The organism is Rhodococcus sp. C-2, assembly GCF_027854095.1.
Taxonomy (GTDB): Bacteria; Actinomycetota; Actinomycetes; order Mycobacteriales; family Mycobacteriaceae; genus Rhodococcus_F; species Rhodococcus_F qingshengii.
On sequence record NZ_JAQGFI010000010.1, the window covers coordinates 82,101 to 108,622 of the forward strand.

Here is a 26,522-nt window from a genome sequence, read left to right on the forward strand (position 1 = left end):
ACCCCGCCGCGCAACTTTTCGAGGAGCACAGTGAGCTTCAAGAGTCCGTTCCCCGACGTTGAAATCCCCAACCTCAGCGTCTATGACTTCCTGTTCGGAAATACCGACCCCGCAGACCTCGACAAGACGGCATTCGTCGAGGGCAGTTCGGGCGCAGTCACCTCATACGCTTCGCTGATCGCACAGATCAACGGCGTTGCAGGCGCTCTCGCAGCGCGCGGACTCGCCGTCGGCGACGTGGTCGGACTGCATTCGCCCAACGTCCCGGCCTTCGGTTCCGTCTTCCACGGCATCCTTCGTGCCGGTGGCGTCGCGACCACGATCAACGCGCTCTACACCGCCGAGGACATCGCCAAGCAGCTCACCGATTCCAAGGCCAAGTTCCTCTTCACCGTCTCGCCGCTCCTGCCGCAGGCAAAGGCCGCTGCTGACCTGGTCGGTATCCCGGCCGAGAACGTGTTCGTGCTCGACGGGGCCGAAGGCCACCTCTCGCTGCGTGATCTGCTCGGCGAGGGTGCAGCGGCGCCCGAGGTCTCCTTCGATCCGGCCACCCAACTCGCGGTGCTGCCGTACTCCTCGGGCACCACCGGCCGACCCAAGGGGGTCATGCTCACTCATCGCAACCTCGTGGCCAACGTCTGCCAGATCATTCCGCGGATGGGTATCGAGACCGACGACAAGATTCTCGCGGTCCTGCCGTTCTTCCACATCTACGGCATGACGGTCCTGCTCAACGCTGCGCTCTATCGCCGCGCGAGCCTCATCACGATGCCGAAGTTCGATCTCGTCGAGTTCCTGCGGATCGTCGCCGAGCAGAAGTCGACGTACATCTTCGTCGCACCGCCCGTTGCCGTCGCGCTGGCCAAGCATCCGCTCGTCGATCAGTACGACCTCTCGAGCGTGCACACCATCTTCTCCGGTGCGGCCCCGCTCGACGCGGCGCTCGGCAAGGCCGTCGCCGACCGGTTGAACTGCCACGTCCGCCAGGGCTACGGCATGTCCGAGATGAGCCCGGTCTCGCACGCGATCCCGTTCGATCGTGACGACATCGCCCTCGACACGTGCGGTCCGACCATCGCCAACATGGAATGCAAGCTCGTCGACCCCGGAACGGGCGAAGAGGTCGCGTACCCGCCTCTCGGCTCGGACGGCGTCAGCGAGCCCGGCGAACTGTGGTGCAAGGGCCCGAACATCATGCTCGGCTACCTCGGCAACGACCAGGCCACCAAGGACACCCTCGACGACGACGGTTACCTGCACACCGGTGACATCGCGACCGTCGACGGCGACGGCGTCGTCAAGATCGTCGACCGCCTCAAGGAACTGATCAAGTACAAGGGCTACCAGGTTCCCCCGGCGGAACTCGAGGCCTTGCTGCTGACCCACCCGCAGATCGCCGACGCCGCCGTGATCGGCGTGCTCGACGCCGAGGGCGAAGAGGTCCCGAAGGCATTCGTGGTGCTCCAGGACGGCGCCGAGTTGACCGAAGCCGACGTGATCTCGTTCGTCGCCGAGCGAGTCTCGCCGCACAAGAAGGTTCGCCAGGTTTCGTTCATCAGTACCGTGCCGAAATCCGCGGCCGGAAAGATCCTCCGCAAGGATCTGCGAACTGCGGAAGTTGCCCCGAGCTGATTTCCGGACAGGGTTGATCAAGAAGGGTTCCGGTACTCGTGCCAGGATGAACGCCATGAGTATCGGAACCCTGGTCCTGCTCCGCCACGGCGAGAGCGAATGGAATGCACTCAATCTGTTCACCGGCTGGGTGGACGTACACCTGACAGACAAGGGCATGGCCGAGGGCAAGCGCGCCGGCGAACTGCTCGCCGAGCACAACCTGTTGCCCGACCTTCTCTACACGTCTCTGCTGCGCCGCGCGATCAGCACCGCAAACCTCGCGCTCGACGCCGCCGATCGCCACTGGATCCCCGTGGTCCGCGACTGGCGCCTCAACGAGCGTCACTACGGCGCTCTGCAGGGCAAGAACAAGGCTCAGACCAAGGAAGAGTACGGAAACGAGCAGTTCATGCTCTGGCGTCGTAGCTACGACACCCCGCCGCCCGCCATCGAAGCCGGCAGCGAGTACAGCCAGGACACCGATCCCCGGTACGCGAACCTCGACGAGGTTCCCTTGACCGAGTGCCTGCTCGACGTCGTCAAGCGTCTGATCCCGTACTGGGAGGACACCATCTCCCAGGAGCTGCTCGCCGGTCGGAACGTGCTGGTCACCGCGCACGGCAACTCGCTGCGTGCGTTGGTCAAGCACCTCGACGGCATCTCGGACGAGGACATCGCGGGCCTGAACATCCCGACCGGAATCCCGCTGCGTTACGACCTCGACGAGAACCTGAAGCCGCTCAATCCCGGCGGCACCTACCTGGATCCGGAGGCCGCAGCTGCCGGCGCCGCCGCGGTGGCGAATCAGGGCGGAAAGTAGCAACCCGATGATGTGCGTCGAGGCCCCCCGAACAGTGATTTCGGGGGGCCTCGGCCAACAACAGATGAACGACGAACCAACGCCGTCCACCTGGCGGATTACGCGGGTGGGAACGTCCGAACCCGCCGTAACCGACTCTTCGCGCGAACGTACGATTGCGCCGTGAGTGTCGTGATTGCAGTGCTGCTGGTCGTGGTCGCCGGCTTGGTCGGCTACCTCGTCGGCGGGGTGCTGGTACCCAGGCTGTCGTCGCGCCAGAGTCAGCGCTCGGACGAACAGACCGGGCTCACGATGTCCCAGGTTCTCGACCTCATCGTGTTGGCTTCGGAAAGCGGTATCGCCGTCGTCGACGGTTTTCACGACGTCGTGCTCTTCAATCCTCGCGCCGAGGAACTCGGTCTCGTCAAGAATCGTCTGGTCGACGAGCGAGCTTGGCGGGCTGCTCAGGAAGTTCTGCGGACGGGTCAACCTGTCGAGGTCGATCTGACGGCGCAGACCGCTCAGCGGGGCCGCGACAAGATCGCGGTACGTGGCACGGCCCGGTTGCTCAGCAAGGACGATCGCAACTTCGTGGTCCTGTTCGCCGACGACGATTCCGAGCAGGTCCGCATGGAGGCGACCCGACGCGATTTCGTCGCGAACGTCAGCCACGAACTCAAGACGCCGGTCGGTGCGATGAGTTTGCTTGCCGAGGCACTGCTCGAGTCCGCTGACGACCCGGAATCGGTGCGCCACTTCGGCGAACGGGTGCTCGGTGAGTCGATTCGTCTGGGCAAGATGGTCACCGAGTTGATCGCACTCTCGCGTCTGCAAGGTGCCGAGAAGCTGCCGGATCTCGACGTGGTCGACGTCGACACCGTGGTGTCCGAAGCACTGTCGAGGTCGAATCTGTCGGCCGAGGCCGCCGGGATCACGGTCACCACCGACCATCCGAGTGGGCTGGAAGTACTCGGGGATCAGACTCTCCTCGTCACGGCATTGTCCAACCTCATCGAGAACGCTATTGCGTACTCGCCCAAGGGTTCTCCGGTTTCCGTCAGTCGGTCGGTACGCGGCGACAATGTCGCGATCGCAGTCACCGACCGAGGAGAAGGCATCGCGAAAGCGGACCAGGAGCGAGTGTTCGAGAGATTCTTCCGCGTGGACAAGGCGCGGTCACGGCAGACCGGTGGAACCGGTCTGGGGCTGGCGATCGTCAAACACGTCGCGGCCAATCACAACGGCTCCATCGAACTGTGGAGCAAACCGGGTACAGGGTCTACCTTCACGTTGCAGATACCGGCACACGTGGAGTCGGACGACGACATCGACTCTGACGACGCGGGAACCGCCGGTTCCACGCGGATCGGCAGACGAGAACAAGGCAGTAGAGAAAACGGCATGGAGGCCAAACGATGACGAGTGTGCTGATCGTGGAGGACGAGGAGTCCTTGGCGGACCCGCTGGCGTTCCTGCTCCGCAAGGAAGGCTTCGAGACCACCATCGTCAACGACGGACCGTCGGCGTTGGCGGAATTCGATCGCTCCGGAGCGGACATCGTCCTGCTCGACCTCATGCTGCCCGGCATGAGTGGCACGGACGTCTGCAAGGCGCTGCGGTCGCGCTCCGGCGTCCCCGTCATCATGGTGACGGCGCGTGACAGTGAGATCGACAAGGTCGTCGGACTGGAACTCGGTGCGGACGACTATGTGACCAAACCGTATTCGGCGCGTGAGCTGATCGCTCGCATCCGTGCGGTGCTGCGCCGCGGGGTGGAGAACGAGGCGGACCTCGCCTCCGACAACGGGGTGCTCGAGGCCGGACCGGTACGGATGGACGTCGAGCGCCACGTCGTGCAGGTCGCGGGTAACCCGGTGACGTTGCCGCTCAAGGAGTTCGATCTCCTCGAGTACCTGCTCCGCAACTCCGGTCGGGTGCTGACCCGCGGACAGTTGATCGACCGCGTCTGGGGCGCCGACTACGTCGGTGACACCAAAACCCTTGACGTACACGTGAAGCGGTTGCGTTCGAAGATCGAATCGGATCCGGCCAAGCCGGAACATCTGGTCACGGTCCGTGGATTGGGTTACAAGCTCGAAGCGTGATCGAACCTCGTCGAGAAGAAATGTCGAGAAGAATTCAGCCGCTCACACGATCGTGTGAGCGGCTGAATTCTTTTTGTTCAGGCGGAGTCAGCCCTGAGCTTTGTTCTGAGCGATCGTGGTCGCCGGATGGACTGCGATGAGGCCGAGGCCCGCGCGACGCCTGCAGAGGCGAGCCAGCTCGTCGTACGCGCGCTTTCCGAGAAGTTCCGTCAACTCGGGCCCGTAGGACTGCCAGACCTGCCGCTCCCCGACATGAGCGTCGGGGGAGCCGGAGCAGTACCAGGCGAGGTCGTCGCCGCCCTCACCCCAGCCGCGGCGGTCGTACTCGGTGATCGTGGTCTTGAGGATCTGGACGCCGTCCGGCCGGTCGACCCAGTCCTGGGTGCGGCGGATCGGTAGCTGCCAGCACACGTCCGGTTTCACCTCGAGCGGCTCGATGCCCTTCTTGAGCGCCATGGAATGCAGAGCGCAGCCCTCGCCTCCGGCAAAACCCGGCCGGTTGAGGAAGATGCACGCTCCTTTGTAGCGGCGGGTGCGCAGCGCGGGCTCGTCCTCGAGGTCGTCTTCTTCGACGTAGCCCTTCTTGCCGAGACCCTTTTCCATGAACTGCCAGTCTTCGGCTGTGAGCATTTTCACTGACGCATCGAGCTTGTCCTGATCTTCCTGATCGGAGAGGAAAGCGCCGTGCGAGCAGCAACCGTCGTCCGGGCGGTCTCCGATGATGCCCTGACACGCCGGCGTGCCGAACACGCAGGTCCAATGCGAGAGCAACCACGTCATATCAGCGGAAATGAGGTGTTCGGAGTTATCCGGATCGACAAATTCGACCCATTCGCGCGGGAAATCGAGATCGACCTCGGGGCTCGGAGTCATCTTGTGGGACCGGTCTGGGTTACCTGCTGTCACAAGGGCCGACCGTAGACCCAGTAACGTGGCGATGTGCGACTAGGGGTACTCGACGTCGGAAGCAATACCGTCCATCTATTGGTTGTGGACGCCCATCGGGGCGGCCACCCAACACCCATGAGCTCGACCAAGTCCACGTTGAGGCTGGCAGAAAACACTGACGACCGCGGCGATATCACCACGTCAGGAGCCGATCGGTTGGTGTCGACGGTTTCCGAATTCGCCGGTATCGCCAAGACGTCCGGGTGCGAGGAAATGATGGCTTTTGCCACTTCCGCGGTCCGTGACGCCAACAATTCCGAAGCCGTACTCGCCCGCGTCCGCGCCGAGACCGGAGTCAACCTCGAGGTTCTGTCCGGGGTCGACGAAGCCCGCTTGACCTTTCTGGCCGTGCGCCGCTGGTACGGCTGGAGCGCCGGACGCATCCTGAACCTGGACATCGGCGGCGGCTCGCTCGAACTCACAGCAGGTGGTGACGAGGATCCGGACGTCGCCTTCTCACTGCAACTCGGTGCCGGACGGTTGACGCGCGACTGGCTACAGGCCGATCCGCCGGGCAAGCGCCGGGTCGCTGTATTGCGCGACTGGCTGGACGCGGAGTTGGTCGGACCAGCCAAGGAACTGCGCGCCGCCGGCGACTGGGACCGCACGGTCGGGACTTCGAAGACCTTCCGATCGTTGGCTCGGCTCACCGGCGCGGCCCCTTCTGCCGCAGGCCCCCGGGCAAAACGGACCCTGACTTCCAGCGGACTCAGGCAACTCATAGCCTTCATATCCAGGATGACGGCGGCGGACCGTGCAGAATTGGAAGGAGTGAGCTCGGATCGGTCACAGCAGATTGTGGCCGGCGCGCTCATCGCAGAGGCAACCATGCGGGCGCTCGGAGTGGACGAACTGGAAATTTGTCCCTGGGCACTGCGTGAGGGTCTGATTCTGCGAAAGCTCGACACAGAAATGGGCGGTGAATTGGTGGTGAGTGCTTGATGACCGAGGACAGTCAGCAGATTTCCGTAGCGGAACTGCTCAAGCGGAACGGTCAGAGCGTCGAATCCCGAGGTGGACGACGCCGGCGCGGCGTAGCCGGTGGCATCTCCGTCGCCGAACTGACGGGTGAGATCCCGATCGTTCGCCAGTCGGGATCGCGCGCGGCCGCCGAGCCCGAGTCCGACGAACCAGCAGCCCGGCCCGAAGCCGCTGCGCCGGAAAACTCTGCACCTTCAGCGCCGGCCGAGGCTGTCGCGGAAACCGCCAAGTCAGCCGAACCGGCACCGAAGGTTCCCGCTGATCGCACCGCAGCCTTCGCCGTCTCGTTCGACGACGACGATGACGATGACGAGCCGCAGGCACCCAAGGGTGAGTCGAAGCCGGTTGCTGCGCCGCCGGTCACCACTCCGAAGCCGACTTCCACGCCTTCGCCGGGACAGACCTCGAAGTCCTCGCCCGGACAGTGGGTGAGCCGAGCACCGCTCAACTCCTCGTCACCGACGCAGGTAACGCAGGAACCGGCCCTGCTGTCGGGTCAGACCCTGGCGGGCGACCTGATGCGTCAGGAGCGCGCCGCAACGCAGTCGCCGTCGTTGCGTCCGCCGATCCTGCCGCCGCGTGTCCCCACTCCCGTCGCCAAGACACCTGCACAGACCGCTCCTGCTCCGGCCGCGCCGGAAGAGAGCACCGAACTGATCGACAAAATCGCAGACGCGGATGCCGGCGAGGCCGAATCCACCGCCGTGGTCGATCTGGTCAAGGCACCGGCAGTCGCTGACAGTGCAAAAGACTCCAGTGCCGTCGCGGAGTCCGATGTCGAAGCCGAATCGGCAGCGGAAGAGGCAGGCGAGCGTAACTCGATCCGTGAATGGGCAGTGCTTGCCGGTCAGGTGGTTGTTGCACTGATCGTCGGCGGCGCGATGTTCAAGGGCTTCGAGAAGCTGTGGGACATGCTGCCATGGGTGGCGTTGGTGCTCGCGCTGATCGTGATCGTCGGCTTGGTTGCCGTCGTGCGGGTTCTGCGCAAGACAGACGACATCACGAGTTTCGTGATCGCGGTGGTCGTCGGCATGATCGTGACGCTCGGTCCACTGGCGTTCTTGTTGACCTCGGGTTGATCGGACGATGATCGGGGGATCGCAGCGCATGGTTCGTCGGCCGATAGCCGTCGGCCTGTCGACGGCTTCGGTATATCCGGAGAACACGGAAGCAGCATTTCGCTACGCCGCTGATCTCGGATACGACGGTGTCGAACTGATGGTGTGGGCCGAATCCGTGAGTCAGGACGTCGGTGCTGTCGCTGCCCTCGTTCGCAAGTATGCGATTCCGGTGCAGGCCGTGCATGCGCCGTGTCTGCTGATTTCGCAGCGCGTGTGGGGTTCCGATCCGGTCGAGAAGCTCGAGCGTTCGGTGCGCACCGCCGAAACCTTGGGAGCGACGACGGTGGTCGTCCACCCGCCGTTCCGGTGGCAGCGCAAGTACGCCGAAGGCTTCGCGGAACAGGTTGTCGATCTCGAATCGAAGAGCAGCGTCGTGGTGGCGGTGGAGAACATGTTCCCCATGCGCGCCGACAGCTTCTTCGGCGGCAAGGACAAGTCCGCGGAGCGTCTGCGTAAACGTGGCGGTCCAGGGGCAGCGTTGTCCGCGTTCAGTCCGTCGTACGACCCGACCGATTCCGATCACGCTCACTACACACTCGACCTGTCGCACACCGCGACGGCGGGCATGGATGCCCTGGAGTTGGCCTCCCGTATGGGCAAGGGGCTCGAGCACCTGCACCTGGCCGACGGTCGCGGGGCGTCGATGGACGAGCACCTGATTCCGGGGCATGGCTCACAGCCGTGCGCGGAGTTGTGTCAGCAATTGGCTGCGAGCGAATTCAGCGGCCAGGCAGTCATCGAGATCAACACGCAGAACGCGCGCACCCGGCGGGAGCGGGCGTCGATGCTGGCGCAGGCGCTCGCGTTTGCACGCGAGCACCTGGCACGCTCAGCGGTGGCCGGCAAGTAGCGCAGCTTCGAACTGCGCGCGCACCTTCTCGACGTGTGCGTCGAGGTCTTTGGTCTCCCAGCCTTCGGTCGAGATGGGATCGAGCACCGAGACATAGACCGGGCCTGGATGGGCGACAAGCGAATTGCGCCACATCCGTTCACCCGCGTTGTGAATCACCACGGGCACGATCGGCACACCGGCTTGGATCGCCAAGTGGAATCCACCCTTCTTGAAAGGGCCCAGACGTGGCGTCGGAGAACGGGTGCCCTCCGGAGCTATGACTATCGAGACACCATTCTTCAGCTTGTCTACTGCCGGTTGCAGTGCAGCCTTCGCCTTCGTGGTGTCGGTGCGGTCGATGTAGGCGACGTCGAGCAGTGCACCGACGGGCATGAACCGCGGATCGCTTGCCGCCTCCTTCTTCGCGACGCCGGTCACGTCACGCTTGATCACGGTGCCCAGGACCAACATGTCCAGGGAACTCTGATGGTTGAACATGAACACCGCCGGGCGGTGATCCCACACGTTGTGCTCGCCGTCGATCTCGACGTCGATGCCCAGCAGTGAGAGCGAGATGTCGGGGCCGTACGTGCCGACCAGGTTCGCACCCAGTTGACGGTTCCCGGTGACAATGCCTGCCGACGCACCGAGGGCGGCGGTGGCAGCAAGCGCGCCCATGGCCGTCGCCGTTCGGATCGTGGAGATCGGTGTTGCGCCTCGTTGCGGTTTACGCAGGCTGACCGAAGGCCAGTGATTGCGCAACGCGATCTTGGCCAGACCACGATCGGGATTCAACGCGACAGGTCGCCCGACGGCCTCGAGCATGAAGACGTCTTCGACACCGTTGGAGTACGCAAACGCGTTCTTCAGATCGGCGCCCATCTTCTCGGCATAGCCTGCAAGGGCATTGGCCTTGGCCGGCCCCCACAGTGCGGGCGAAGACAGTTCGCCGGTGAGCATGCCGTCGACGACTTCGGGCTCGGTGCACAGCACGTCTTCGATGTCGAGATCTTCGGCGACGTACTTGGCCTGGAACGGAGTCGCCGACGTAGCCATCACGATCGTGTGGCCGGCTCGCCGGTGTGCCGCCAGTAGTCCGCGGGCTTCCGGGTAGATCATCGCGGCGATTTCCTGCTTGAACAGCCGTCGGCCCCAGTCGTTCAGTTCCTCGACGGTACGGCCGCCCAGGGCTCGAACGCCGATGTCCATCAGTGCTCCGACGTCAGCACCGCGGAATTGGGTGTCGATCGCGGCACCGGTGGTGCGCAAGAGTTCGCCGACGCTGATATCCAAGCGTCGCAGGCGGTCTCGGTACACAACGCTGGCCGAGTACCCGCTGATCAAGGTGCCGTCGAGGTCGAAGGCGGCGATCGTTCCGGGCCCGGGCGGGGCGACTTCGATGGCGGAGTGCAGACGCTCGAGTCCGGTCACAGTCCTACTTCCTCGTTCGCGGCGGGCGCTCGGTTTGCTTCTGGAATGGTCACTACCGCAGCGGCGTCCGGTACCGGCATCGCCACCTGATCGAGTCGTGCATGCGCGAGTGCGCGAAGGTGACGCAGGCGCTCGACCTGAACCTTGATCTCGGCAGCGAATGCCAGGCGCCGGGCCCGGACTCCGTCGTCGTCGACTTCGATCAAGTTACGGTTGCGCGCCAAATTCAGTGCGGTGGCGAACAACTCACCGGAGACGGATTCGTTGCTGGCGATCTGCTGCCGCAGTCGACGCTGATGTGCGACGTCGATGCAGTTGCTGATGAACGACTTTTCGTCGAACGATGTCGAAATCGGCGCGAGCACAAGCTGATCGGCGACAACCTGGTACGCCTCGAGGAACGGTTGGAGCACGCGGTGCGCGAGGTACGGGCGAACCGTCTCGATCATGTGCTCGGTTCGTTTGTCGTCGGCCATGACGGTTTCCCACTCGGGGTCGATCAGCGTCAGCTCGGTCCGCATCTCCTGCTCGAACGTGTCCCGGTCACTGAAGAAGAACTCGAATTTCAACAAATCTCGGATGCGCTTGGCCTCTGCCCACCCGTCCCCGATGGGGTCCTCGAACCGCTCTTCGACGGCTGCCTGAAGTACGAGTTCGGTGATGGCACGCACGACAAGAAAGTGAATCGTGTTGTTGCGGTAGAAGGCAGCGACAAGATGCTGGTCCTTGCCGAGGTAGAAGACCTGCTCGCCGCCCCGATCGAAGCGCTCGAGCACCCCGGAATCGACGTGTGTCTGCAATGCCTTCTCGATGACACGCGGATCGGACAGTTCGACGTCGCCGGCGATCGGAAGATTTCGCGCGGTGATGTAGCCGAACAGCGGCGTGAGAATCGCGGTGAGTTCACGAACTGTCAACGCCCGGTCTTCGATTCCGAGGAACGCCAACATCGCCAGTGAAGACACGGTCACCGGGGTGACCTCGTTGATGCGGTGACACACCTCGATGCCGGCCTTCTGAATGGCGAGGCGCTGATCGGTTTCCTGGCTGAGTGCGTCCGCGAGTGAGAGCGGCCGGCCGATGGTCACGTGCGCGACACCGTTGCGTTTTCCCTGGGCGCGTACGTAACCCACCATCCAGCGCAGGCCTTCCGGTGTCTTCTCGGCGCCGAGCGCCTCGGCAGCCATGGCCCCGACCTCGTAGAGTTGGTCGTAGCTCAGCGCAACCGGGACGAGGTACACGTCGGACGCTCCGCTGACCTGAAATGCCTTGGTCAGGTAGGTCAGGAGACCGAAGCGCGGCGGGCGTAGTTTCCCGGTACGTCCGCGTCCACCTTCGATGTACCACTCCAGATTGAAGCGCTTGGTCAGCAGATAGCGCATGTACTCGTGCATCGACCACTTGTAGACCTCGTCGTTGCCGATGCTTCGACGAATGAAGACGGTGCCGCTGCGCTTGAGGATCGAGCCCATGGGCCAGAAACTGATGTTGAGGCCGCCCATGACGTGATTGAGCGGCAAGCCGTTCGCGATCAACGCCGGACGCAGGACGAGGGGATCGAGGTACGAACGGTGACTGGGGAGGAAGACCAGTGAGTGTTCCTTGTTCAGCTCACGGAGTTCCTCGAAGCGGCTCGTGTCCACGTCCAGCTTGTAGGCGCGAGCGAAGTAGCGGCCCAGGCGATCCCACACCGCGATGGCTTGGCGACTCTGGGTGGCAACCATTTCTTCGAGAGCTTCACGTGCGCGGCGATCGACTTCGGCGACGGCGATGTTCAACCGGTCGGCCAAAGCCATGACCTCGGTGGCGAATCGGCGGGTGTCGGTGATCTCGTCGACGACGAACCGTGACACCTTGTACTGGCCACCCAGTAGGCCCAATTCGGCGCGTTCGAGTGCCAGAGCGGCCTGCCGTCGGATGAACTCCGGTAGCGAACCGCCACCGCTCTTTTCGAGGCGACGCTCGAGATCGCTCAGTGGTGCGGGTTCACCTTCGATGACCTGGCACCGAGAGGGGTCGGTGCGCAGGGTTCTGCGTTGTGCACCGCGTCCGGGGTGGAGAGGATCGCGTGGTGCCAGCGCATCACGTAGTCGCACCGCGACGTTGTGCTTGGTATGGGTGTCCGGAATCCACACCACGCGAAGCGGTGCGAGCATCGGGTCGTCGGTCCGTGCCGCCAGTTCTGCCAGGGTCTTGTCGGTGATGTTGACGGTGACCGGCCGAGTTTCGGATGAGCTTGCCTTGTCGGCAAGCCACTTTCGCAGCACGCCGGCTTCGGCCTCTGTCATGGTTTCGGTGAGGTACACGCGCGGGTTAGTCGTGTTCTCGCTCATGACTCACGCACCTTCCGTTGTGACTCCGAGAGCGACGATCTCGTCCAGGCTCTCCTGCAAGCACTGCATCAGCAGCGCGGGCTTCGTGATCGCGGCGGTGTCGAGATTGATTCCGATACAGCACACCCCGACGTGGGAGACCAGTGTCGCCATCGCCGCGCAACCGGGCGCCGGGCCGAACGGGAACATCCGCTCGATCTTCGCTCCGGCGAGATAGACCGGTACCGGTACGCCGGCGACGTTGCTCGCCTGCAGGTCCAGTCCTGTCGACTGGGACAGATACCAGTTCGCGAGTAGATAGTTCGGCAGGCGAGCGAGGATCGGGGCGGCGACGTCGATAGCGTCCAACGCCGGTTCCTCACGCAGACTCAGAACGATCTCTCGCACCTGCCTGATGCGTTTGGCCGGATCCGTTTCGGCGACCGGGCCGTTGAAGCGAACGGCTGCAAACCGGTTGCCGCCGTTGGCATCCGCGCCCGTGCGCATGCTGATCGGCATACCCATCGGGATGCTCTCGACGGATTGTCCGAAGGCTTCGTGGTAGCGATGGAAGCCGCCGAGCAAAGCGGCGACGTACGCGTCGTTGAGTGAGCCGCCGGCAGCTTTTGCTCCGGCCTTGAGCTCGGGAACACCCACTTCGAGAGTTCCGAACCATCGTCCGAGACCACGATCGTGGAGCAGAGGGGAACCGGAACGAGCTGGGGGAGTGACGATCTTGCGGAGTGAATTGGCGTAACCGAGGACCTCGGAAGCTGTCGTGATCGGACTCGAGATCGCCGTGGTCGCAACATTGGTGGCACCACGGACCAGCTTGGCGATACGCGAGGGCGCACGCCGGATCTCGCTGACCACCTCTTCGCCGAAGGCGCCCACCGACGACAGATGCTCAGGAGCAGGCGGTGTGCGGTCGGGCTTGTTCGGAGTGGGGTCCGGGCGTCTGCTGTGCAGGAGCGTCATCATCTGGATGCCGCCCATGCCGTCGGTGATGGAGTGGTGAGTCTTGACCACGAACACGGCGCGACCGTCGTCGAGACCTTCGATGAGCAGCGCGCTCCACGGCGGTCGAGCCTTGTCGAAAGGTTCCGTCGCAAGGTGACGACACATGCGCAGTGCGTGATCGAAGTCCGCCGGTGCAGGTAAGCGGACGCGTCGTAGGTGGTAGCCGATGTCGAACTCGGGATCGACGGACCACACCGGATTGCCCAGCTGCATTGCCGGTTCCACTGCTCGCATACGAATACGCGGAACCACGTGCGATGCCCACTCGACTGCGTCGAGAAGTCGATCCCAGTCCGGGGCACGATCGAGTACCTCTACCGCAACGATCGGTGAGCGCAGTTGCGGCTGCGCCTCTTCCATCCGCCACATTCCAGTCTCGAAGTCGGACATCGTGCGGTTCGCCCCCCAGGCGACCGCGGAAAGGTCGACGTCGACCGCGCTAGGAGGAACAAATGGATTGCTGTTGGCCATACGTCAAGAACTCCCTCGGTCTGCGGATCCACCCCGCGCATCTCTGCTTCTAAGTGTGGACCCGCGACCGTGGGCGCGTCCCGGTTTCGGTGTCAGCCGACAGGTGTGACGTTCGTCAGTTAAGGGCTAATCGGACATGCCGGGAAGTTCAGTGCTCAAGAAGTGACGCCGACGGCTTTCAGGGCTATCTCGCGGTAGAGAACACTGACTTCGCGCGGAGTCTGCGGTCCGTCGAGTCGATACCAGAGGACGACGGACTGACACATTCCCAGTAGTGCACGGCCCGTTCCGGTGATGTCCGGGACCGTGAACTCACCGCTCTCGACGCCTGCCGTCAGTACGTCGACGAGTAGGTTCTCGAGCTTCTTTCGCTTGGCGGCGTAGCTCTTTCGTTCCGCGTCCTCGAGGTACCGCAGTTCGGAATCGAGGAAGGCTATGTCGGAGCGACTGGTCATGTGCAGAACACACGCCTCGACGAGATTGCCGAACTGTGCCGTCGGCGACGGTCCGGCAGCGTCGACCGCAGCGCTCGCGCGTGCGGTGACGTTCTCGATGCCCGGTTCCATCAGCGCGACGAGGATGCCCTGTTTGTTGCCGTGGTGGTAATACAGCGTCGGCACGGTGACGCCGGCACGTTTTGCGATGTCACGAACCGACGCTCCGTGGTAACCGAGTTCGTGGAACACCTCGAGTGCGGCGGTGAGCAGGGGAGTCAGCGTCAGTGGTTCCACGATGCGCCACTGTTCGTCGGGCTGAGCCTCCGACTGCAAATCCGTCATTCCGCCTGTTCGCTCCGTTCGGAAATTTCTGGTGGTGTGCGCAAAGAAGGTTCAACCCTAGCGCAAGGCGTGTCCTCCTTACCGATGCTCGGCCCCCATTGGATAGCATCACTATCCAGTAATGGGTCGAGCGAGTTGGACGGAGGAGCGGTGAAGGTTTCCGAACTGGCCGCACAGTCCGGCGTTGCACTGGCCACTATCAAGTACTACCTCCGTGAAGGTCTGCTGATGCCGGGTGAGCCGACCAGCGCAACGGGAGCGAGGTACGGCGAACAGCACGTCCGGCGACTCGCGTTGATCAGGGCCCTGGCCGGGGCGGGACTCGCGATTCCACGGATTCGCGCGGTGCTCGAACTGGTGGACACTGACGAACGATCCGAATTCGAGACTTTCGGCCGCGCAATCGCGCAACTACCCCCGTACGTCGAACCTGAACCGGATCCAGAGTTCCCCAGAGCTCGCAAGGTTCTGGAGTTTCTCGGTCAGGTTTTCGAGCCGAGGTACGTGGCGGTCGCGCACCTCGAGCGGGCACTGATCGGCCTCGAGGATGCCGGACTGAGTCTCTCGGACGCGCGCCTGCGCGCCTACGGCGACCACATCCGAGGGATTGCCGAAGTGGAAATCGAGCTGATGCCTACCAGTTCGACCGAGGACGGCATTCGCTATGCGGTCCTCGGAACCGCCATGTACGAACCCGTCCTGACAGCTTTGCGACGCCTGGCGCACCAAGATTTGGCCGCACGACATTTCCCGCAACACCGAGAAAGCACCGAACAGGAAAATCGATGAGCACCAGTCCCTTTCAAGATCTCAATCGCCTCACCTCGCTCGGCGACGGGCGATACACCGCAACGATCGATTCGATCTGGACCATCGGGCCGAAAGTGCACGGCGGCTCCATGATGGCTGTGTGCGCCGCTGCAGCGCGTCAATGTCTGCGAGACGGCGCAGGTGAGAACGACTCGCTTCTGAAGATGCAGCCACTCGCGGTGAGCGCCAACTATCTGTCGGCCCCAGATCCGGGTGAAGTCGAACTGGAGGTGATCGTCCGAAAGCAGGGACGCCAGGTCGCGTTATTAGACGTCGAGTTGAGCCAGGCGGGCCGCAGCGCTGTTCGCGCGGCGGTCACGCTCGGATTCCCCGATGACGGCGACCCCACCTTCGTCACGGCCTCGTCGATCGACGACATGTCACCGGAACCGCCGGAGAGTGCGGTGGCAGTCATCGGCGATCACCCGATGGCGCAGGTCGTGCATGTCGGTCAGGGTTGCGACATGCGAATCGACACCACCTCGGCGCACTTCCTGACTGGCAGCCAAGGCGAGGCCGAGGTCAGGATGTGGGTCCGTCCTCGACCCGAGGACGAAAACGACCTCGACACCGCTGTGCTGTTCGCGATCATGGCGGGTGACATCAGCGCGCCGGTGACGATGAACCGCGGCCTGTTCGGGTGGGCGCCGACCGTGCAGTTGACGACGTACCTGCGCCGACTGCCGACGCCGGGATGGCTTCGCGTGCGGGCGAGCTCGGATGTTCTGGGCAGCACGTGGTTCGAAGAGGATCATGCTGTTCTCGATTCGACGGGCGCAGTCGTCGTCCAGAGTCGTCAATTGGCGATGATGCCCCGCTAGGGTCGATCGCTGCGGTCGTGGCAGGCTGTTCGCCATGACAAGAATTGCGATTATCGGTGGCGGCAAGATCGGCGAGGCGCTGATCTCCGGGCTGTTGCAGGCCGGCCACGCCATCAAGGATCTGGTCGTCGCCGAGCAATATCAGCCTCGCGCAGACGAATTGATCGCCGAATACTCCATCCGCGTCAGCACGGTCGCCGATGCCGCCGAGGGTGCGGACGTCATCGTCATCGCGGTGAAGCCGAACGACGTCGAGTCAGCGCTCACGGCGTTGACGAAGGTCGATCTGGACGGCGACCTCGAACAATTGATCGTTTCCCTTGCGGCGGGAATCCCCACGGGATTCTTCGAAACGCGTCTGCCCGCAGGGTTCCCGGTCATCCGCGTCATGCCGAACACCCCCATGTTGGTCGGGGAGGGCGTGAGCGTGCTCTCGCCCGGACGGCACGTCAAGGCCGAGCATCTCGAGCTCGTACGCGGCATCCTCGGCAGCGTCGGCAAGGTGGTCACGGTTCCCGAATCGCAGATCGACGCGGTCACTGCTGTCTCCGGTTCCGGCCCGGCCTACTTCTTTCTGGTCGCCGAAGCGATGATCGACGCGGGAGTCGGTCTCGGCCTGACGCGCCCGGTCGCTACCGAATTGGTGGTGCAGACGATGGTCGGTTCCGCAGCGATGCTCGATCGCACCGGCGACAGCGCGACGGATCTTCGCGCCGCGGTGACGTCACCGGGCGGAACGACGGCTGCGGCACTGCGTCAGCTCGAAGCGGGCGGCCTGCGGACGGCGTTCTTCGATGCCTTGGATGCCGCCAAGTCGCGCTCGGCCGCGATGGGTGCAGCTGCGGATTAGTCGTCCGTTTAGCCACACCCGTCGCTTTAACCCCACCAGTACAGCTAAGCTCGACTTAGTACGTACGTGTCTGTTCCGCCGGAGGGGAAGCCGGCGGCGCGAGTCGTGCTGGAGGTATGTGGATTAATGGTGTCTGCAAACAAGCCGTCCATGGGTTCGTCCCACGACGGAAAGCCGGCAGTGGCCGGCACGCAATTCCTCACTGTTGCTGAGGTAGCAACTTTGATGAGGGTGTCGAAAATGACTGTGTACCGGTTGGTACACAGTGGCGAATTGCCTGCTGTACGAGTGGGCCGTTCGTTCCGTGTACATGCGAAGGCAGTACACGATTACCTCGAAACCTCGTACTTCGATGCCGGCTGACCAGCCGGTTCGAAGAGGATGACCTCGGCGTGAGCCGAGTCGCGGGCACAGCGGTTGCTGTGCCGGAGGCTCGGTTTATGCCGAGTGACTCCACACCGGTACGATGAGTCACTGTCGTACCAGCAAGCTGGTGTCGTAAGGCGCTGAGCTAGTTAAAACGAGGGCCAGGCGCCAATTGCTTGGCGCAGGCGTACGTGACCGGCGTGCGCAGGAACGCTAGAGAAGAACGTGAGGGACACCCGCTATGGGTTCAGTGATCAAGAAGCGTCGCAAGCGCATGTCGAAGAAGAAGCACCGCAAGCTGCTTCGTCGTACCCGAGTACAGCGCAGGAAACTCGGTAAATAAGCAGTACCTGTTGATGCCCGCCACCCCTTCCGGGGTGGCGGGCATCAGCATATTCGGGGGGAAGCGATGTGTGCCACGTCTCATTGGCTGGGCGATTTGTCTTGAATGGCCGAAATTTGGGTAGTCAGCGCGGGACCCCCTCTGCCCGTAAAGTGGGGGAAAATCGCGGGAGGGACGCTTCGGCAGAGCGCGTTTCTACTGGATATGGGGGTACTTGGTGGTTGAAGGTGACAACACTTCAGGGGGCACGACGCCTCGCGTCGTACTGGTGACCGGGGCGAGCAGATTTCTCGGCGGCTACCTGGTGACCAGGCTTGCGCAGAATCCGTCGATCGAGCGTGTCATCGCCGTCGACGCCGTCAGTCCGAGCAAGGACATGATGCGCAGAATGGGCCGCGCGGAATTCGTGCGAGCAGACATCCGCAATCCGCTGATCGGCAAAGTGATCCGAAACGCCGAGGTCGACACCGTCGTGCACGCGTCGACGCTTCAGAAAGCCCCCAAAGCCGGCAGCCGCGCCGCGATGAAGGACATGAACGTCATCGGCGCCATGCAACTGTTCGCGGTCTGTCAGAAAGCTCCGACGGTTCGCAAGGTGGTCCTGCGCTCGGCTTCGGTCGTCTACGGGTGCAGTGCCAAGGATCCCGCTCAGTTCACCGAAGAAATGAGTGCGCGCCGCCGGCCGCCGGGCGGATATGCCCGCGACAGCCTCGAGATCGAGGGATACCTCCGCGGAATGGGGCGTCGGCGCCCGGACATCTCGGTCGGGATTCTGCGGTTGGCGCCGTTGATCGGACCTCAGCTGACTGCAACCGTCGGGCACTACGTCACCGCCCCACTCGTGCCCACCATCGTCGGGCGCAACGCGCGCCTGCAATTGCTCCACGTCGAGGATGCCCTCGCGGCGCTGGAGAAGGCGACCATCGGACACGCTTCGGGTACGTACAACATCGCCGGCGACGGAGTGGTCATGATGTCGCAGGCGATCCGCCGGGCAGGCAGGGTGGAAGTTCCGATGCCGCTCGCTCTGTTCCGTAGTGTCGGCAGCGCGTTGGTGGGGTCGTCCATGAGGCTGTACACCGACGAGCAACTCGAGTATTTCCGGTTCGGCTGCGGACTCGACACCACTCGCATGCGCAGCGAGCTGGGGTTCGAGCCGCGATGGACCACCATGCAAGCACTCGACGATTTCATGCGTGCGATGCAGACGCGCCGGATCATCAAGTCCGAGTGGATCGATCGGGCGGAGAATGCGTTGACCACCATCCTCGGCGGTGACACCGCCGCGGCGGCAACAAGTGCAGACGTGATGCACATGCCGCTGTCGGGACGAAGTGCGGTGAAGGGGTGACTGACGTGGCGAAGGTAATTCCCCTGCGGCCCAGCGCAACTCACACCGGAAAGTCGGCAACTTCCCGTTCGCGTGAGTCCGTCACCGGTGCGGAGCGTGACATCCGTGAACAAAGTGAACGTCGGCATCCGTCCGGAGTGTCCTCGGCGGCCGACCACGGCGGTGAGAGCACGTTCGTCGATTCGGCCAGGTCGGCGATCGTCGACCAGATCGCCTCGGCAGCAGAATTCCTCCGACGTCGGGTGTCCGGCGACTACGAGGTCGACGAGTTCGGGTTCGACCCGCATTTCGCGGACAACGTCGTCATGCCGATGTTGCGCCCGTTGTTCGAGAAGTGGTTTCGCGTCGAGGTCAGTGGGATCGAGAACATTCCCCTCACCGGGGGAGCGCTTGTGGTCGCCAACCACGCCGGTGTGATCCCGATCGACGGACTGATGACGTCGGTTGCCGTGCACGATCACCATCCAGCGCATCGTCCACTGCGAATGTTGGCTGCGGACATGGCATTCGAGATGCCGGTGGTGGGTGGACTGGCGCGCAAAGCCGGCCATACGTTGGCCTGCAACCCCGACGCCGAGCGTCTGCTCAACGACGGTGAAGTCGCGGCCGTGTTCCCGGAAGGATTCAAGGGCATCGGGAAACCGTTCAGTGAGCGGTACAAGTTGCAGCGGTTCGGGCGCGGTGGCTTCGTGTCGGCCGCAATGCGAACCGGTGTTCCGATCATTCCGTGCTCGATCGTGGGTTCGGAGGAGATCTATCCCAAAATCGGTGATCTCACCACACTCGCACGCGTTCTCGGTCTTCCGTATTTCCCGGTGACACCGCTGTTTCCGCACTTCGGGCCGCTCGGCCTGGTTCCGTTGCCGTCGAAGTGGTACATCGAGTTCGGAAAGCCCATCGTCACCGACACCTTCGAGAGCGTTGCCGCCGACGATCCGATGGTCCTGTTCGAGGTCACGGACCACGTCCGAGAAACGATTCAGCAGACGCTGTATCGACTGTTGGCCAAGCGCCGCAACGTCTTTCTCGGCTGAGTTCGGTCCGGATCGCTGCTCGATCCGGACCGAACCCGCTCAGGCGTTCTGTTCTTTGCGCCTGGCGAGAATTGCCGCGAGCGCCCCGCCGACCGCTCCGAGCACCAGCGCCGTCGGTACGCCGATCTTGGCGGCCTTTCGTCCGGTGCGGAAATCGCGAACTTCCCACCCGCGGTTCTTCGCGAGTTCACGAAGATCTGCGTCGGGATTGATCGCCACCGGTGTCCCCACCAACGAGAGCATCGGAACGTCGTTGTGGCTGTCGGAGTAGGCGGAACAGCGCTTGAGATTGAGGCCTTCACGCACCGCCAACGTCCGTACGGCGTGCGCCTTGCCCATGCCGTGCAGGATGTCGCCGACGAGTCGGCCGGTGAAGACGCCGTCCTCACTCTCGGCGACAGTGCCCAAGGCGCCGGTCAATCCCAGTTTCTCGGCGATGACCTGAGCCAGTTCGACCGGAGTTGCCGTCACCAACCACACCTGTTGTCCGGCGTCGAGGTGCATCTGGGCCAACGCCCTCGTGCCTGGCCAGATCTTGTCGGCGATGACCTCGTCGTAGATCTCCTCGCCGAGGCGGGCGAGTTCGGCGGTGGATCGACCGGCCACGAAGGACAGTGCTTTCTCGCGGCCTTCGGCGACGTCGTCGCTACTTTCTCGGCCGGTGACTCGGAACTTGATCTGCTTCCACGCGAAATCCACCAGATCCGAGGTCTTGAGATACTTTCGTGCAGCGAGACCACGGGCGAAGTGGATGATCGACGCACCCTGCACCATGGTGTTGTCGACGTCGAAGAATGCGGCGGCCGTGAGGTCGCGCGGAACGGCCGCGGGCTCTTCGCCGGTTTCCGGTTCTGTGGGGTTGGCAGCTTCGTGCAATGCCAGAGCTGCGTCAGCGCTCGCCTCGCCGGCGAGATTGGCTCGAACTTCCGACTCACTCGGGCCCAGCGGATTCTTCACATGGCGACGTCCGGGGAGAATGACCCCGGCAAGCCCTGATCCGAATCCGGAGCCGTTCGGTAGTGATCGCGCAGGCACCCGCACCTCCCGTGTTGCATTCTCGAGCAGAGAACTCTTCGAGTCAGCCTATCCTCCGCGATGAGGCCCGATGGGTTGGATGGTGACCTTCCCTGTGGTGTGTGACGTTCCTCTCCGCCGATTTGGCACCGAGTGGGGCTCCGGAGGCACACTCGACCGATCAAGTAGATGGCGTCCCCGTAGAAGAAAGGTATGCGTCGATGACTGCAGCTACGCATGAAGTGACCCTGTTGACACGCGCAGGATGCGCGTCCTGCGTCGGCGCGGCGGAGGTCCTGCGACGGGTCTGTTCCGAGTTCGAGCTGGAATTGACGTGCATCGACGTGGACGAAGCTGCCGCGACGGATCCAGAGCTGAGAGCGGAGTACGGAGACAGATTGCCCGTCATTCTTCTCGACGGACGCGAGCACGGTTACTGGGAAGTCGACGAGGAGCGCCTTCGTGACGATTTACGCAAGTAAGGCAACCCTCAAAGTTGTCCGCGGAGCCGCTTTGCAGGTGAACGGCACATCGAACCCGTCTCGAGCAACTTTGTGCATGGGTTCACAAGCGGTTACCGTGGTGTGAACATTCCCCCGGAGCATCGTGGAGGTCGACAGTCGTGTCGACCGGACGAGGAGCCAGCGACGTGACCGAACCGCACCAGACGCATGAGCCTGTGGCTCAGCGCGTCACCGGCGCTGCGGGCTCTTCCGTCACCGACGCTTCCAGCGCCTCGGTTACCGACCCGATCGCTCAGGATCGCGTCATCCCCCAGGCTACGGTGACGCGCTTGGCCGCATACCTGCGGGTCCTCGGAGTGATGTCCGACCGGGGTACCTCCATCGTCTCGAGCGAGGAACTCGCGCAGGCGTCAGGTGTCGGATCAGCGAAGTTGCGTAAGGATCTGTCGTTCCTCGGACCCAACGGTGTCCGTGGCGTCGGGTACGACGTCAACAGGCTCCGCATCCGCATCGAGCGTGCACTCGGACTCGATCGTGGGCACAAGGTCGTTCTCGTCGGAGTCGGAAACCTCGGCAAGGCGCTGGTCGGCTACGGCGGATTCAGCCGCCGCGGTTTCGAGATGGTCGGACTCTTCGACAGTGATGCAGATCGAATCGGAAGCAGAGTCGGGGATCTCGTCGTGCGCAGCACCGAGGAACTGACCGTCGCCTGCCGTGAACTGAATGCGACCATCGGCGTCATCTCCACACCGGACGAGGCAGCTCAGGGCGTGTGCGACCAGTTCGTCAGCGCCGGGCTGCGCTGCATCATGAGTTTTTCGCCGATCGCCCTCGACGTTCCCGATCACGTGGAACTGCGACGTGTAGATCTAGCCGTCGAGATGCAGGTTCTCTCCTTCAACAGTGCGCGCAATGCCGATCAGGCATCCAGCGCGCCGCGAGTACGAGTGGCTCACGCCGCATCCGCTTCGTCAGTCCCATCCACCAGTTCACCCGCTCCGGTCGGAGCAGGTTCGACAAGAAACGGATCAGTGATCGCGCCGTGAGTGTTCTGCTTGTCGGGGTCTCGCATCGAACCGCGCCCGTCCCGGTGCTCGAGCGAGTAGCTGTCACCGACACCGATCGTCCGAAGCTGATCGACAAGCTTCTGGCGTCTTCGCACATCTCCGAAGCGATGATCGTCTCCACCTGTAACCGGGTGGAGGTCTACGCGGTGGTGGACGCGTTCCACGGTGCACTCACCGAGGTCGGTGAAATCCTGGCCGACCATTCGGGTCTCGACCTGACAGCGCTGCACGCTCACGCGTACGTCCGCTACAGCGAAGCAGCCGTCGAGCACCTCTTCGCGGTGGCCAGCGGCCTCGATTCCATGGTGATCGGCGAACAGCAGATCCTCGGCCAGATCCGTTCGGCCTACGCATCTTCGGATGCGCAGCAGGCCGCCGGACGCGTCGTCCACGAACTGGCTCAGCAGGCACTGCGCGTCGGCAAGCGAGTGCATTCCGAAACCGGAATCGACTCCGCCGGAGCATCAGTCGTGTCCGTGGCTCTCGATCGTGCAGCGGGCATCATCGGTGAGGGCGGCCTGGTCGGCCGCACTGCCGTGGTTGTCGGTGCAGGCTCGATGGGCGGTCTGTCGGTTGCGCATCTCACCCGCGCCGGAATCGCACGCATCGTCGTCGTCAACCGGACACAGGAACGCGCCGAGCACCTGGCAGAGACGGCACGCTCCAACGGCGTCGACGCCGACGGTGTTGCCTTCGATCAGCTTTCGGCCGCGATGGCGCAGGCAGATGTCATGGTCACCTGTACCGGCGCGGTCGGGGCAGTGGTCACCCTGGCGGATGTGCACCGCGCACTCGCCGAGCCCGATCGCGACAACACCAAGCACCTCGTCATCTGCGACCTCGGGCTGCCGCGCGACATCGATCCCGCCGTCGCCGGCCTGCCGGGTGTGACCGTTCTCGACATGGAGACGCTGCAGCGTGATCCAGCGGCAGGCGCCGCCGCCTCTGACGCAGATGCCGCACGCACCATCGTCGCCGGCGAGCTTGCGACCTACCTTGCCGGACAGCGCCTCGCGGAGGTCACTCCGACCGTGACGGCTTTGCGTCAGCGCGCCGCCGACGTCGTCGAAGCCGAACTGATGCGACTCGATTCGCGTCTGCCCGGCCTGGACGATCCGCAGCGCGACGAGGTTGCACGCACCGTGCGACGCGTCGTGGACAAGCTGCTCCACGCCCCGACCGTGCGCGTCAAGCAACTGGCGTCGGCCCCCGGCGGCGACTCCTACGCAGCAGCGCTGCGCGAACTCTTCGAACTCAGCCCCGGATCTCCCGCGGCCGTGGCCACACCCACCGATCTGGTGGACGGCGACCGCACTGGAAGGGACCTGCAGGCATGAGCGTCACCACCCCTCGATCGGGGAGCCCGCTGCGGATCGGCACTCGCGGAAGTCTTCTCGCGACCACGCAAGCCGGTACCGTGCGCGATGCCCTCATTGCGGCCGGACATCCCGCCGAGTTGGTCATCATCAAGACCAAGGGCGACCAGTCCACCGATCCCGTCCAGAAGATCGGCGTCGGAGTGTTCACGGCAGAGCTTCGAGAAGCCTTGCTGGACAACCGCGTCGACGTTGCGGTGCATTCCTACAAGGACTTACCGACCGCGCAGGACCCGCGTTTCGTCATCGCGGCGATTCCGCCACGCGAAGATCCGCGTGACGCGCTGGTCGCCCGTGACGGTCTGGTCCTCGGGGAGCTTCCGGCCGGTTCCAAGGTGGGAACCTCGGCGCCGCGCCGTGTTTCGCAGCTGAAGGCACTCGGTCTCGGCCTCGACATCGTGCCGTTGCGGGGCAACCTGCAGCGCCGTCTCGGCAAGGTCGAATCCGGTGAACTCGACGCCGTGATCCTCGCTCGCGCCGGCCTGTCTCGTATCGGTCTGCTCGATCTCATCACCGAGAACATCGAGCCCGTGCAGATGCTCCCCGCTCCGGCGCAGGGTGCTCTGGCCGTCGAATGCCTTTCTGCCAATGTGGAATTGGCGGCGATCCTAGCCGAGCACGACGACGCGGGTACCCGGGCGGCAGTTACTGCCGAGCGCGCCCTGCTCGCCGAGTTGGAAGCCGGCTGCACCGCTCCGGTGGGAGCGATCGCGGAGATCGTCGAATCCCTCGACGACGACGGCAGAATCTTCGACGAACTGTCGGTACGCGGCTGCGCAGCCGCCATCGACGGTTCGGACGTCATCCGTACCGGCGCAGTGGGTGCGCCGGACAAGGCCGAGGAACTCGGCCGAGCGGTAGCGCGCGAGTTACTCGAACTCGGCGCCCGAGAGTTGATGAACGTGACTACAGGCGAGGCAGCCGATGTTTGACGCCCCACTTTGCACTTGCACCAAGTTCCCATTTCGATACAGCGCACTGGAGAATCACCGATGACCCGAGTCCGAAAGAACACTCCCGGACGGATCCTGTTCGTGGGATCGGGACCGGGCGACCCCGCCCTGCTCACCGTTCGCGCACGTGACGTCCTCACCGGCGCCGCAATGGCATTCACCGATCCGGATGTCGACAAGGGCGTCGTCGCACTCGTCGGCATCGACATGGGCCGCGACGAGGAGACCGGCGAGCTGATCGCGGACGTGCGTCCGGCACTCGGCGAGCCTGCCGAGGTTGCAAAGACATTGGTGCACGAGGCCAAGAACGGCCACGACGTCGTGCGTCTGGTCTCCGGCGACCCGCTGACCACGGATTCCGTGATCGCAGAGGTCACCGCAGTCGCCCGTACGCAGGTTCAGTTCGAGGTTCTCCCGGGTCTGCCTTCCGGTTCGGCTGTGCCGAGCTACGCCGGCATGGCGCTCGGCTCGGGTCACACCGAGGCCGACGTTCGCGGTGAAGTCGACTGGGCTGCTCTGGCCGCTGCACCGGGACCGCTTGTCCTGCACGCGACGTCCGGACATCTCGCCGAGACCGCCAGCGCGCTGGTCGAGAACGGCTTGGCCCCGCAGACGCCTGCTGCGATCACCGTCCGCGGTACCACTCGTCAGCAGCGAACCGTCGAGGCAACTCTCGCGACGCTCAACGAAGCCGGATCCGAACTGGTGGGCTCGCTCATCGTCACCGTCGGCAAGGTTGTCGCGCAGCGCAACAAGATGTCGTGGTGGGAATCGCGCGCTCTGTACGGCTGGACCGTCCTCGTGCCGCGCACCAAGGATCAGGCCGGCGAGATGAGCGACCGTCTGGTCACTCACGGAGCGATCCCGATCGAGGTTCCGACCATCGCCGTCGAGCCGCCTCGCAGCCCGGCTCAGATGGAGCGTTCGGTCAAGGGACTCGTCGACGGTCGCTACCAGTGGGTCGTCTTCACTTCCACCAATGCTGTTCGCGCAGTGTGGGAGAAGTTCGAAGAGTTCGGCCTCGACGCTCGCGCCTTCTCCGGTGTGAAGATCGCCTGCATCGGTGAAGCAACCGCAGCCAAGGTGCGCTCGTTCGGCATCAACCCCGAGCTGATCCCGACCGGTGAGCAGTCCAGCGAAGGCCTGTTGGCCGAATTCGCCCCGTACGACGACGTTTTCGATCCGGTCAACCGGGTTCTGTTGCCGCGGGCGGACATTGCGACCGAAACCCTCGCAGAGGGCCTGCGCGAACGCGGTTGGGAGATCGACGACGTCACCGCCTACCGCACCGTCCGGGCAGCGCCGCCGCCGGCCGAGACCCGCGAGATGATCAAGACCGGTGGATTCGACGCCGTCTGCTTCACCTCGTCCTCGACCGTGCGCAACCTCGTCGGCATCGCCGGCAAGCCGCACGCCCGCACGTTGGTCGCGTGCATCGGCCCGAAGACGGCCGAAACCGCTATCGAGTTCGGTCTGCGCGTCGACGTGCAGCCCGAGACCTCGCAGGTGGGACCGCTGGTGGAGGCTCTCGCCGAGCATGCTGCTCGTCTGCGCGCCGAAGGTGCTTTGCCGCCCCCGCGCAAGAAGTCTCGAAGGCGCTAGCGCACCCGTGAGGGGTTGAGGAGTCTGTGGACTCCTCAACCGCTCACAGGTTCCGACG

Annotated in this window: 25 protein-coding genes; 19 read left to right on the plus strand and 6 right to left on the minus strand. The window is 63.9% G+C overall.

Annotated features, from left to right (window positions below; genetic code table 11):
* Positions 1–30 precede the first annotated feature (30 nt).
* The 4 genes from PCS43_RS21345 (at position 31) to PCS43_RS21360 (ending at position 4,518) form a co-directional block, all read left to right on the plus strand.
* Positions 31–1,632: an AMP-binding protein gene (locus PCS43_RS21345; RefSeq protein ID WP_003941887.1), complete on the plus strand. Its 1,602-nt coding sequence runs from the start codon at positions 31–33 to the stop codon at positions 1,630–1,632.
* A gap of 46 nt (positions 1,633–1,678) precedes the next feature.
* The gene (locus tag PCS43_RS21350; protein ID WP_209907997.1) at positions 1,679–2,434 is read left to right on the plus strand and encodes a phosphoglyceromutase; all 756 of its coding nucleotides are present in this window, start codon (positions 1,679–1,681) and stop codon (positions 2,432–2,434) included.
* 162 nt (positions 2,435–2,596) lie between these two features.
* The gene (locus tag PCS43_RS21355) at positions 2,597–3,832 is read left to right on the plus strand and encodes a sensor histidine kinase (RefSeq protein WP_003941938.1); all 1,236 of its coding nucleotides are present in this window, start codon (positions 2,597–2,599) and stop codon (positions 3,830–3,832) included.
* Complete coding sequence (locus tag PCS43_RS21360) at positions 3,829–4,518, plus strand: response regulator transcription factor (protein WP_003942020.1); 690 nt, start codon at positions 3,829–3,831, stop codon at positions 4,516–4,518. The genes PCS43_RS21355 and PCS43_RS21360 overlap by 4 nt, the downstream gene beginning before the upstream one ends.
* A gap of 87 nt (positions 4,519–4,605) precedes the next feature.
* Here PCS43_RS21360 and PCS43_RS21365 read toward each other — a convergent pair whose 3' ends face one another.
* Positions 4,606–5,391, minus strand: coding sequence for a hypothetical protein (locus tag PCS43_RS21365; protein WP_003941928.1), 786 nt, complete (start codon positions 5,389–5,391; stop codon positions 4,606–4,608).
* A 66-nt stretch (positions 5,392–5,457) separates the two neighbouring features.
* Here PCS43_RS21365 and PCS43_RS21370 point away from each other — a divergent pair, with 66 nt between their 5' ends.
* The 3 genes from PCS43_RS21370 to PCS43_RS21380 are packed head-to-tail and all read left to right on the plus strand — an operon-like array spanning position 5,458 to position 8,418.
* A complete protein-coding gene (locus tag PCS43_RS21370) occupies positions 5,458–6,408 on the plus strand; it encodes a Ppx/GppA phosphatase family protein (protein WP_003941975.1) in 951 nt (316 codons plus the stop codon).
* On the plus strand, positions 6,408–7,526 hold the full coding sequence (locus PCS43_RS21375; protein ID WP_208689748.1) for a hypothetical protein: 1,119 nt from the start codon (positions 6,408–6,410) through the stop codon (positions 7,524–7,526). Before PCS43_RS21370 ends, PCS43_RS21375 begins: the two co-directional genes overlap by 1 nt.
* A 7-nt stretch (positions 7,527–7,533) precedes the next feature.
* Positions 7,534–8,418: a sugar phosphate isomerase/epimerase family protein gene (locus tag PCS43_RS21380; RefSeq protein WP_208689747.1), complete on the plus strand. Its 885-nt coding sequence runs from the start codon at positions 7,534–7,536 to the stop codon at positions 8,416–8,418.
* Here PCS43_RS21380 and PCS43_RS21385 read toward each other — a convergent pair.
* From PCS43_RS21385 to PCS43_RS21400, 4 genes are all read right to left on the minus strand, one after another.
* Positions 8,398–9,831: an HAD-IB family hydrolase gene (locus tag PCS43_RS21385; protein ID WP_209907999.1), complete on the minus strand. Its 1,434-nt coding sequence runs from the start codon at positions 9,829–9,831 to the stop codon at positions 8,398–8,400. The two genes, PCS43_RS21380 and PCS43_RS21385, sit on opposite strands and share 21 nt — an antisense overlap.
* Complete coding sequence (locus PCS43_RS21390) at positions 9,828–12,164, minus strand: glycerol-3-phosphate 1-O-acyltransferase (protein ID WP_007735324.1); 2,337 nt, start codon at positions 12,162–12,164, stop codon at positions 9,828–9,830. The genes PCS43_RS21385 and PCS43_RS21390 overlap by 4 nt, the downstream gene beginning before the upstream one ends.
* Positions 12,165–12,167: 3 nt before the next feature.
* On the minus strand, positions 12,168–13,634 hold the full coding sequence (locus tag PCS43_RS21395; RefSeq protein WP_003941881.1) for a wax ester/triacylglycerol synthase domain-containing protein: 1,467 nt from the start codon (positions 13,632–13,634) through the stop codon (positions 12,168–12,170).
* 155 nt (positions 13,635–13,789) lie between these two features.
* On the minus strand, positions 13,790–14,413 hold the full coding sequence (locus PCS43_RS21400) for a TetR/AcrR family transcriptional regulator (protein ID WP_003942051.1): 624 nt from the start codon (positions 14,411–14,413) through the stop codon (positions 13,790–13,792).
* A gap of 150 nt (positions 14,414–14,563) precedes the next feature.
* Between PCS43_RS21400 and PCS43_RS21405 the strand changes: the two genes are divergently transcribed.
* The 7 genes from PCS43_RS21405 (at position 14,564) to PCS43_RS21435 (ending at position 19,988) form a co-directional block, all read left to right on the plus strand.
* Entirely contained in the window at positions 14,564–15,202 is a 639-nt protein-coding gene (locus tag PCS43_RS21405; protein WP_063314776.1) for a MerR family transcriptional regulator, read from the plus strand.
* Complete coding sequence (locus PCS43_RS21410) at positions 15,199–16,044, plus strand: thioesterase family protein (protein WP_007735317.1); 846 nt, start codon at positions 15,199–15,201, stop codon at positions 16,042–16,044. Before PCS43_RS21405 ends, PCS43_RS21410 begins: the two co-directional genes overlap by 4 nt.
* Positions 16,045–16,078: 34 nt before the next feature.
* Positions 16,079–16,894, plus strand: coding sequence for a pyrroline-5-carboxylate reductase (gene proC / locus PCS43_RS21415; protein WP_003941923.1), 816 nt, complete (start codon positions 16,079–16,081; stop codon positions 16,892–16,894).
* A gap of 126 nt (positions 16,895–17,020) precedes the next feature.
* A complete protein-coding gene (locus PCS43_RS21420; protein WP_003941845.1) occupies positions 17,021–17,257 on the plus strand; it encodes a helix-turn-helix domain-containing protein in 237 nt (78 codons plus the stop codon).
* A gap of 244 nt (positions 17,258–17,501) precedes the next feature.
* Positions 17,502–17,603, plus strand: a complete 102-nt coding sequence (locus tag PCS43_RS21425; RefSeq protein ID WP_003402602.1) for a 30S ribosomal protein bS22 — start codon at positions 17,502–17,504, stop codon at positions 17,601–17,603.
* Between the two features lie 217 nt (positions 17,604–17,820).
* On the plus strand, positions 17,821–18,954 hold the full coding sequence (locus PCS43_RS21430) for an NAD-dependent epimerase/dehydratase family protein (protein WP_003941967.1): 1,134 nt from the start codon (positions 17,821–17,823) through the stop codon (positions 18,952–18,954).
* The gene (locus PCS43_RS21435) at positions 18,951–19,988 is read left to right on the plus strand and encodes a lysophospholipid acyltransferase family protein (protein ID WP_208689745.1); all 1,038 of its coding nucleotides are present in this window, start codon (positions 18,951–18,953) and stop codon (positions 19,986–19,988) included. The genes PCS43_RS21430 and PCS43_RS21435 overlap by 4 nt, the downstream gene beginning before the upstream one ends.
* Before the next feature lie 39 nt (positions 19,989–20,027).
* Here the strand turns inward: PCS43_RS21435 and PCS43_RS21440 are convergent, their stop codons facing one another.
* Positions 20,028–21,023, minus strand: coding sequence for an HAD family hydrolase (locus PCS43_RS21440; protein ID WP_209908001.1), 996 nt, complete (start codon positions 21,021–21,023; stop codon positions 20,028–20,030).
* A 200-nt stretch (positions 21,024–21,223) separates the two neighbouring features.
* Between PCS43_RS21440 and PCS43_RS21445 the strand changes: the two genes are divergently transcribed.
* The 5 genes from PCS43_RS21445 (at position 21,224) to PCS43_RS21465 (ending at position 26,464) form a co-directional block, all read left to right on the plus strand.
* The gene (locus PCS43_RS21445) at positions 21,224–21,484 is read left to right on the plus strand and encodes a glutaredoxin family protein (protein ID WP_003941953.1); all 261 of its coding nucleotides are present in this window, start codon (positions 21,224–21,226) and stop codon (positions 21,482–21,484) included.
* A gap of 140 nt (positions 21,485–21,624) precedes the next feature.
* Positions 21,625–22,512, plus strand: a complete 888-nt coding sequence (locus PCS43_RS21450) for a redox-sensing transcriptional repressor Rex (RefSeq protein ID WP_007735314.1) — start codon at positions 21,625–21,627, stop codon at positions 22,510–22,512.
* Positions 22,509–23,870, plus strand: a complete 1,362-nt coding sequence (locus PCS43_RS21455; RefSeq protein WP_003941867.1) for a glutamyl-tRNA reductase — start codon at positions 22,509–22,511, stop codon at positions 23,868–23,870. Before PCS43_RS21450 ends, PCS43_RS21455 begins: the two co-directional genes overlap by 4 nt.
* A complete protein-coding gene (gene hemC, locus PCS43_RS21460; protein WP_007735311.1) occupies positions 23,867–24,841 on the plus strand; it encodes a hydroxymethylbilane synthase in 975 nt (324 codons plus the stop codon). The genes PCS43_RS21455 and hemC overlap by 4 nt, the downstream gene beginning before the upstream one ends.
* Before the next feature lie 60 nt (positions 24,842–24,901).
* The gene (locus PCS43_RS21465) at positions 24,902–26,464 is read left to right on the plus strand and encodes a uroporphyrinogen-III synthase (RefSeq protein ID WP_003941969.1); all 1,563 of its coding nucleotides are present in this window, start codon (positions 24,902–24,904) and stop codon (positions 26,462–26,464) included.
* Positions 26,465–26,522: the final 58 nt, after the last annotated feature.